This is a genomic window from Streptomyces sp. SID5785, from assembly GCF_009870065.1.
Taxonomy (GTDB): domain Bacteria; phylum Actinomycetota; class Actinomycetes; order Streptomycetales; family Streptomycetaceae; genus Streptomyces.
This window is the reverse complement of record NZ_WWIA01000708.1, coordinates 1-2,600: the sequence shown is the minus strand read 5'-3', so window position 1 is coordinate 2,600 and position 2,600 is coordinate 1. Positions and strand designations below refer to the sequence as shown.

The window sequence follows — 2,600 nt, the reverse complement described above, 5'->3', positions numbered from 1 at the left end:
GTCCTGCGGCGCTTGCGGGCCGGCCGCCGCTCGGTCTCGGCCTCCGGCGCGACCTGGTGCGCCACCGGCCCCGTGGCGGGTGACGGCGCCGGGGGAGCGGCCGGTGCCGGTGGCGGGCCGAACTGCCCGGGCGCGGAAGGTGCCGCACCCGGCCTGAGCCGCACCGTGTCCGGCGATCCGGGTGGCGGCGTCCGCCCCTCCGCCACCGCGTGCAGGAGCTGTGCCGCGCGCACGGCGTCGGCCCGCAACGCCGGGTCCTTCTCCAGGAGTTCACCGAGTGCGGGCGCGAGGGCCCCGGCCCGCTGCGGCGGCGGCAGCGGGTCCGCCACGATCGCCGTGATCGTCGACCACGTCGACGTGCGCCGGAACGGCGAGACGCCCTCCACGGCGGCGTACAGCGTGGCGCCCAGCGCCCACACGTCCGCCGCGGGACCGGGCTCGCCGCCCCGGGCGCGCTCGGGGGCCAGGTAGTCGAGGGAGCCGATCACCTCGCCGCTGCGGGTGAGCCGCGTCGACGCGCCGTCGTCCGGCTCGTCCATCGCGGCGATGCCGAAGTCGGTGAGGACGACCCGGCCCGAGCGCTCCAGCAGGATGTTCCCCGGCTTCACGTCGCGGTGCAGCACGCCGGCCGCGTGCGCCGCCGCGAGCGCGTCCATGACCTGGGCGCCGATCCGCGCCGCCTCGGCCGGGCCGAGTGCGCCGCGCTCCCGGAGCAGGTCGTCCAGCGACGGTCCGTCGACCAGCTCCATCACGATGACCGGGCGGCCTTCGTGCTCCGTCACGTCGTGCACGGCGACCACACCGGGATGCCGGACCCGGGCCGCGGCCCGCGCCTCCCGCTCCATGCGCAGCCGCTGCTCGGCCAGGTCCCGCGCGTCCGCGTCGCTGAACGACCGCAGCTCCTTGACGGCGACCTCGCGCCGCAGCGTCTCGTCGACGGCACGCCACACCGTGCCCATGCCGCCGCGGCCGAGCCGCCCGACGACGCGATACCGGCCGGCGACCAGCCTCCCGTCGCCCGCCTCCCCCGTGTACTCGCTCATGTCCCCGTCACCGTCTCGGTGGTTGTCCCGGACCCGCAGCCTAACGAGTGCCGCCGACACCGCGCGCCCCGAACCCCGCGCGGGCCCGCGGAGGGCTCAAGGATCAAGAACGCGGAGTCTTGTCGGATCGTTCCACAATCCTCTACGGTGACGATTCATCAGCTCGCGGCCCCGTCCCGTCAACCGACCTTTCGTCCGAGAGGTGTACGGCCATGAGTTCCTCCCCGCTCGACAAAGCCGCCCCCGTGCCGGCACAGCCCGCACCCGACGCCGAACGGAGCGTGCCCGCAGGCCGGTTCGCCTGGTTCAGGGCCCTCGGTCCGGACGGCCGGCGCGCCTTCTACGGGGCGTACGGCGGCTACGGCCTCGACTCCTACGACTTCTACGTCCTGCCGCTCAGCATGGCGGCCATCGGCGCCTACTTCAGCCTCGACAACGGCCGGACCGGCCTGCTCACCACCGTCACGCTCGTCGTCTCCGCGCTCGGCGGCGCGCTGGCCGGAGCCTTCGCCGACCGCATCGGCCGCGTGCGCGCCCTGGTGTGGACCGTCGGCGTCTACGCCGTCTTCACCGTCGCCTGCGGCTTCGCCCCGAACTTCGAGACGCTGCTGGTGTTCCGTGCGCTCCAGGGCCTCGGCTTCGGTGGCGAGTGGGCGGTGGGCGCGGTCCTCGTCGCCGAGTACGCCTCCCGCGAGCACCGCGGCCGCACCCTCGGCTGGATCCAGTCCGCCTGGGCCGTCGGCTGGGCACTCGCCGTGCTCGTGTACACCGTCGTCTACAACCTGGCCGGGGACGACCTCGCCTGGCGCGTCCTCTTCTTCACCGGCGCGCTGCCCGCCCTCCTCGTGCTCTACGTGCGCCGCAGCGTGCACGACGCGCCCGTCGCCGAGCGGCAACGCGCCGCGGGAGGAGGGCCGTCCGCGCTCGGGGGACTCCTGCACGTCTTCCGGGGCCGGCTGCTGCGCACCACCGTCCTCGCCGCCCTGATGTCGACAGGCGTCCAGGGCGGCTACTACACGCTGGCCACCTGGATCCCCAAGTACCTGCACGACGAACGCGGACTGTCGGTCACCGGCGTCGGCGGCTTCCTCATCGTGCAGATCGTCGGCGCCTTCGCCGGGTACGTGACGGGAGCGCATCTCGCCGACCGCCTCGGCCGCCGGCGCACCATCCAGACCTTCGCCGTGCTGTCCGCGCTGTGCGTGGTCGGATACGCGCAGGTGCCCGCGGGCTGGGAGGAGATCACGCTGCTCCTCGGTTTCCCGCTCGGCTTCTGCATGTCGGCGATCTTCTCCAGCTTCGGCTCCTTCCTCGCCGAGCTGTACCCGACCCGGGTCCGGGCCACCGGACAGGGCTTCACCTACAACGTCGGCCGCGGCATCGGCGCCGTGTTCCCCACGCTCGTCGGCTACCTGTCCCAGAGCTGGGGCGTCGGCGGCGCGCTCGTCTTCGCCGCCGCGGGATACGCGCTCGCCTTCGTGTGCCTGTTCGGCCTGCCCGAGACGCGCGGGATCGAACTCAGCGAGGCGTGACGTGGCCGCTGCCGCGACACAACTA

2 protein-coding genes are annotated in these 2,600 nt (G+C 74.2%); one reads left to right on the top strand and one right to left on the bottom strand.

What is annotated here, in order from left to right; genetic code table 11:
- Positions 1-1,043, bottom strand: a 1,043-nt coding sequence (locus GTW43_RS23255) for a serine/threonine-protein kinase (RefSeq protein ID WP_161303959.1), incomplete at its 3' end; no start/stop codon positions are given.
- Between the two features lie 212 nt (positions 1,044-1,255).
- On the opposite strand from GTW43_RS23255, the gene GTW43_RS23250 reads away from it, so the two are divergent.
- Positions 1,256-2,575 carry an MFS transporter gene (locus GTW43_RS23250; protein WP_161303958.1) on the top strand — a complete coding sequence of 440 codons (1,320 nt, stop codon included), beginning with the start codon at positions 1,256-1,258 and terminating at the stop codon, positions 2,573-2,575.
- Positions 2,576-2,600: the final 25 nt, after the last annotated feature.

Coding starts and splice junctions, on each gene's coding strand:
- GTW43_RS23250 (WP_161303958.1), top strand. CDS start 1,256: ATGAGTTCCTCCCCGCTCGACAAAGCCGCCCCCGTGCCGGCACAGCCC.